The following is a 5,771-nucleotide window of genomic DNA, read 5'->3' as shown; positions in this document are numbered from 1 at the left end:
TCGCCGTGCACCGCGTCGAAGGCGCGCGCCACCTGGCCGACCTCCTCCCGCGTCGCGATCGGCACGGGCGCGATGGCGTTCTGCGCCGCGAGCTGCGGGTTCGGGTCGGCGAGGATCCTCTCGACCGCCTCGGGCAGACCGTGGTCGGCCACCGCGAGGGCGGTGCGGCGCAGGATGCGCAGCGGGTTGAGGATCGAGCGGGCGACGAAGAGGGCCATGGCCAGCGCGAGCAGCAGTGCGGCGAGCACGAGGCCCGAGTCGCGGAACGCGTCGGCGCGGGCCGAGCCGGTCAGCTCGTCCGTGCGGTTCTGGAGCTGTTCGAGGAGCAGGTTCTCCACGTCGCGGGTCAGGTTGACCGTCAGGGTGGACGCGATGTCCCACCGCTCCGGGCTCAGCGACTGGAGGCTCTGGTTGGCCGCCGCCAGGTTCAGCGCCGACTCCTGCATGTCGTTCGCCGTGTCGACGATCAGACCCGTGACCGTGTCGTCGTAGATCTTCGCCTGGTCGGCGGAGGCGGACTTGCGGAAGTCGTTGCGAGCGGCTTCGAGCTCCGCGTTCGCCGCCAGGAGCAGCCGCTGCTGGCTCGCGGGGAAGTCGCCGCGCTGGAAGGTGTCGAGCAGGATGCCGCGCTTGCGGGACTCCTGCTCCTTGATGCGCGCGATGGCGTTGGTCGCCAGGTGCAACCGCACCAGGTCGGGGTCGTTGATGCCCGCGATGGCCTGTTCGCCGAGGTCGAGGAGGCTCTCCACCGACTCGGAGTAGGTGCGCAGGACGGCCTCCGAGGGGTACGCGGTGTCGCGCACGGCGTTGCGGAGGCTGTTGAGGCGCTTGAGCTGCTCGGCCGCGCGGCGGAAGCGGTCCGCCACGGCGGGCTCGAGGTCGCCGCTCAGTTCAGTGATCTTGGTCTGGAGCGCGTCCGAGTTGTCGTTCACCCGGCGCAGCTGCCGGTCGAGCACCACGCGGTCGATCTGCTTGCCAGACGCCACGTGGCTCACGCTCAGGTCGCGCTCGCGCTGGAGCTGCTGCACGAGGTCCGCGACGGAGCTCTCGAGCTGGACCTCGTTGGCCAGCTGGTTGAACTCGGTCGCGCTCTGAAGGTCCGCCTGCACCCGGAGGCCACCCAGCGCGAGCGCGCAGATGGTCGGGATGAGCAGGACGGCGAACAGCTTGGTGCGGAGGCGCCAGTTGCGCAGCCTCAGGCTCGACGTACGAGCGCTCTGCGCATCTGTTGCGCTGTTCTGCGGCACGTCGGTTTTTCCAGATCCCGTCGATTCGGTCACAGTTGCATCTCGTAGCGCAGCCAGTCCGTCACCCGTTTCGGGCCTACCGGAGTGCGGTGCGGTCCCCGCGCCGGACTGGCTGGGACCTCTCTCTCGTCGGGCCACCCTGGGCTTCCTCTTCCGGCAGCAGTGTCCCCGGCCTCTCCCCAGGACCGAAGTATGGACTCGCAAAATCGGGCAAAATGCAGTACAGGAACCCTAGCGCCGACCAAGCGCACCATTGTGCTCCAGGAACCCGACGGCCCGCCAGAACCTGTACCACCCGGCCGGCAGCGTAATGGTCTGCCCCTACTTCATGGAAGCCTCTAGGTGCACGCACCGTATCGAGTTGGGCTGTCGCTTCATACGTCCGGGTGGTTAACATCCCCGAACGTCGATACCTAGCTGCCTCTGCGCCACCATCCCCGGTGAGCTGATGGTCCGTACCGGCGCGTGACGACGAACACTGATCACTCGACTCATCGAGTCAACAGGCGAGAGGTGCCATGCCTACCCGAGCGCATGTTCTGCGACGTGCGGCAGCGCTGGTCGCGTGTGCCCTGACCGTCGTCTCCACCACGGCCGGGTGCAGCCTGCTGCCCGGCGGCGGCGACGACGGCGCCACCGACATCGAGCGCAACACGCTCCGCATCGGCGTCATGCCGGTCGTGGACGTCGCCCCGCTCCGCATCGCGATCAACGAGAAGCTGTTCGACAAGGCGGGGCTCCAGGTCCAGCTCGTGCCCCAGACCAGCGAGGACGAGGGCATCAAGCAGCTCGACACCACGCTGGACATCACCTGGGCGAGCCACGTGACCCTGTTCCGCAAGGTCGCCGAGGGCACCCAGCTCCAGCTCCAGGGCGAGGCCTACCAGGCGGGCGCCAACTCGATGGCGCTGGTCACGACGGACCCGGCCTACGACGGTCCCGCGAAGATCGCCAAGCCGCGGATCGCCGTGGTCAACGACGACGACATCGGCGCCCTGACCACCAGGGCCGTGCTGGACACCGCGGGTGTCGAGAAGCAGGGCATCGCGTTCCGCGAGTTCCCGTTCGACCAGATGGTCACGGCCATGCAGTCGAAGACCGTCGACGCGGCGTGGATGACCGAGCCGTTCATCACGAAGGCCCAGCGCGACATCGGCGCCAGGGTCGTGACCGACACCGCGATCGGTCCGACCAAGGACTTCCCGATGTCCGGGTACGCCTCCAGCAAGAAGTTCGCGGACGGCAACCCCAAGACGCTGGCCCTGTTCCGCTCGGTCCTGCGCGACGCGCAGCAGGCCGCGTCGAACAACAAGCTGACCGTCCAGGACGTCCTGAGCAGCTACGTCGACGTCGACCAGCAGACCGCGGCGCTGGTCTCGGTCGGCACCTTCCCTCTGTCGCTCAACCCGATCCGCCTCCAACGGGTCGCGGACATGATGGACACCGAGGACGTGCTGCCGGGCAGGCTCGACGTGCAGCAGCTGCTGCCACCGGGCACCACGAGCTAGGCGAGCCAGCCAGCCAGACGGAACGGGGCGGTCACCTTGGGTGACCGCCCCGTTTCCCTTTCGCCTGGTGACGTCAAGGCCCGTCGCTGGATCGGCCCAGCGCCAACTCCGCCCGATCGGCGGTACCCGCTCCCTGGCGCTGGGGTGGAAACCCACATTTCCGGCCACCGCGACGTCCAGTGGTCCAGACCCGACGGCCCTCCGGCCGCCGTCAGCCGCCCGCGGCGCCGGTGCCCGACCCGTCGGCCGCCACCCGGCACAGCGTGGTCGCGGGCTCGGAGTAGACCAGCTCGTTGCCGTCCGACCCGCAGGCCGCCTTGTCGGTGCTGCCGGTCACGACCTTCGAGACCGTGAAGTCGGCCGACGCGTCGCAGGTGACCTTGGTGGTCTTGCCGGCCACGAAGCTGCCCTCGGTCTTGAAGCAGTCGCCCTCGGCGGCGTTCAGCATCAGGCAGAGGGTGAAGCCGCTGCCGCGCCGTCCGCTCTCGGAGTACGAGCCGTAGTCGCCCGCCGGGCAGTCGTCCGAGGCGCTGTCCAGGTTCTTCGCGACCTTGTACGAGGCGTTCGGCGCGCCGCACTCGACCTTCTCGATCTTCGGGTCGGTGATGCTGGCCGAGACGATGTTGATGCAGTCGCCGGGCTTCGCGCTGGCGGGGGCGCTCTTGTTCAGGAAGTAGCCGCCGACGGCCAGCGCCGCCACCACGACCAGGGTCAGGACCAGCTTGACCTTGCCGCTGCCCTTCTTCACCGGGGGCGGCTGCCAGCCGAACGCGGGCTGGGCGCCGTGGAGCTGGCCCGGAACGGGCTGGGCGCCGTGGGGCTGGCCAGGAGGGGGCTGCGGCGGCGCCCAGCCCTGCGGGGTCGGCTGCTGCTGCGCCCAGCCCTGCGGGGTCGGCTGCTGCTGCTGCGGCCACCCCTGCTGCGGGCCCTGCCGGCCGTGCGGCGGCTGCGGTGCCCCGTACGGAGGCGGGACCGGGCCGCCCGGCGGCGGGCCGTTCGGGCCTGCGGGCGGCGGGTAGTCGGGCGTGCTCACGGGTGGTCCTCTCGCTTCGCGGGAGGCCGAAACGTAGCCGGCGGCCCCGGTGGGCGCAGCGAAGTGACCACATCGTTGTCAGGCGCCGCCCTCGGCGAGGCAGAAGGTCACAGCGGGTTCCGGGTAGACCACGGCGCGCTGCTCCCCGCAGTTCGCGCCGCCGCCGAGGACCTTCGCGACCTTGACCGACTGGGCCGTGCCGCACGGCACCTTGAGCAGCCCGGAGGCGCGGTCCTGGCCGTAGCAGGAGCCCTCGACGAGGTTCGGCACGAGGCAGAGGGTGACGGTGGAGGTGAACGTCGAGTAGGTGGCGCCGCCGGTCGGGCAGCCCTCACCGGTCTGGGCCACGACCTTCGCGACCTTGACGTTCGCCTGGTCGGAACCGCAGTCCAGGGCCGTGAAGCGGGGCTCGTTCGCCGCGCGGGAGACGCTGGCGCACTGGCCGACCGCCACCGGCGACACCGGCGGCTCCTCGGTGTCGAACAGGCCGAGGGCGTAGGCGCCGAGCAGGACGAGGGCGGCCACACCGAGGCCGGTGACGATCTTGCGCATGATGCTGGGCATCGGCACGGACGCCCGGCGGGTTGACAGTATTCACCGAAAAGTGGCAAAAACTCGGTGGACTCCTACCACCATGTGGGCAGAATTGCCCACATGGTGGTAGGAAATTCGGCCTCGATCAGCTCTCGGCGGGGGCGAAGCAGTACGTCAGCTTCGGCTCCGGGTAGGACTCGCCCGCCCCGTCCGGGCACTGGCCGGTGTCGTCGGTGCCCTGGATGACCTTGGTGACCTTGAGCGCCTCGACGCCCTTGCACTCCGACTTGACGTAGTTGGCGCTCAGGTCGTCGAGCTTGTAGCAGGCGCCCTCGGCCAGGTTCGGCAGCAGGCACAGGCGGTAGCCCAGCGCGGGCTTCCCCTCGACCGGGTACTGCTGGTAGAAGCTCGCCTCCGGGCACGAGTCGGTGTCGTTGCCGATCACCTTGCCGACCAGGAGCAGCGCGTTGTCGGCGTCGCAGCCGACCGTCTCGACCTTCTCCGACTCCTCCAGCGAGGGGGCCGAGAGGGACACGCAGTCACCGGCGGACGCGTCTTTCGGGTCGCTGCCGCCGCTGAGCGCCGTGACCGCGTAGACGATGCCCGCGACCACGAGGAGCGCCACGACGACGATCGCGATGAGGCGGCCCTTGCCGCGCAGGGGACCGCCGCCGTCCTCCTCCTCGTCGTCGGGCTTGGGCTTGCGGTAGAGGACGTTGCCCGTGCCGTCCGCGGCGGCGGGCGGGGCCTCGGGGGCCGTCTGCGGCGGCTGTGCCGCGGGGACGGCCGCCGCCGCGGGCTCCGGCTCGCCCTCGGCCTTCGCGGGTTCCGCGGGCAGGTCGGTGGCCTTGACCGGACCGGGGGCCTCCGCCTGGGGGGTGGTGGCGGGCGTCGCGACGGCGTCGGCGGCCGGTGCTCCGGCCTTCGGCGCTCCGGCGGGTGCGGCGGGCTCGGCGTCCGGCGGCGTGAGGACCGGCAGGGCCTCGGTGACCGGCTCCTCGACCTTCGCCTCGGCCGCGGCCGGGGGCTCCGGGGTGAGGATCGGCAGCGCGTCGGTCACCGGCTCGTCCGGCTGCGCCTTCGCGGGCTCCGCCTTCGCGGGCTCCGAGGCCGCGGCGGGCTCGGGGGTGAGGACCGGCAGCGCCTCGGTCACCGGCTCCTCGGGCTCGACCGGGGCGGGGGCCGCGGCCGTGACGGGCTCGGCCTGAGCGGGCTCGACCGGGGCGGGGGCCTCGGCCTTGGCAGGCTCGACCGGGGCGGGGGCCTCGGCCTTGACGGGCTCGACCGGGGCGGGGGCCTCGGCCTTGACGGGCTCGACCGGGGCGGGGGCGTCGGCCGTGACGGGCTCGACCGGGGTCGGGGCCTCGGTCGTGGCCGGTGGGGCGGTCTCGGCGGCCGTGGGGACCGGCACGGGCTCGGTGACCGGCTCGGGCACCGCCGCCGTGACCG

5 protein-coding genes are annotated in these 5,771 nt (G+C 71.4%); 1 reads left to right on the top strand and 4 read right to left on the bottom strand.

Annotated elements, in window-relative coordinates:
• A partial coding sequence (locus AC156L_RS36650) for a nitrate- and nitrite sensing domain-containing protein (protein ID WP_484407688.1) occupies positions 1-1,247 on the bottom strand: 1,247 nt, incomplete at its 3' end.
• A 518-nt stretch (positions 1,248-1,765) separates the two neighbouring features.
• Between AC156L_RS36650 and AC156L_RS36645 the strand changes: the two genes are divergently transcribed.
• Positions 1,766-2,755 carry an ABC transporter substrate-binding protein gene (locus tag AC156L_RS36645; protein WP_330878189.1) on the top strand — a complete coding sequence of 330 codons (990 nt, stop codon included), beginning with the start codon at positions 1,766-1,768 and terminating at the stop codon, positions 2,753-2,755.
• A gap of 211 nt (positions 2,756-2,966) precedes the next feature.
• Here AC156L_RS36645 and AC156L_RS36640 read toward each other — a convergent pair whose 3' ends face one another.
• The 3 genes from AC156L_RS36640 to AC156L_RS36630 all read right to left on the bottom strand — a co-directional run.
• Positions 2,967-3,788 (bottom strand): LppU/SCO3897 family protein, encoded by an 822-nt coding sequence (locus AC156L_RS36640; protein ID WP_484407687.1) that lies wholly within the window; start codon positions 3,786-3,788, stop codon positions 2,967-2,969.
• Between the two features lie 78 nt (positions 3,789-3,866).
• Entirely contained in the window at positions 3,867-4,352 is a 486-nt protein-coding gene (locus AC156L_RS36635; RefSeq protein WP_484407686.1) for an LppU/SCO3897 family protein, read from the bottom strand.
• Positions 4,353-4,467: 115 nt separating this feature from the next.
• On the bottom strand, positions 4,468-5,771 hold a 1,304-nt coding region (locus AC156L_RS36630; RefSeq protein WP_484407685.1), incomplete at its 5' end, for an LppU/SCO3897 family protein.

Source organism: Umezawaea sp. (assembly GCF_057122925.1).
Note: the sequence above shows the minus strand (reverse complement) of the source record. Positions and strands in the feature narration are given on the sequence as shown.

What these genes read in the sequence shown, in the direction of transcription:
- AC156L_RS36645 (WP_330878189.1), top strand. Translation starts at nt 1,766, where the DNA reads ATGCCTACCCGAGCGCATGTTCTGCGACGTGCGGCAGCGCTGGTCGCG.
- AC156L_RS36635 (WP_484407686.1), bottom strand. Translation starts at nt 4,352, where the DNA reads ATGCCCAGCATCATGCGCAAGATCGTCACCGGCCTCGGTGTGGCCGCC.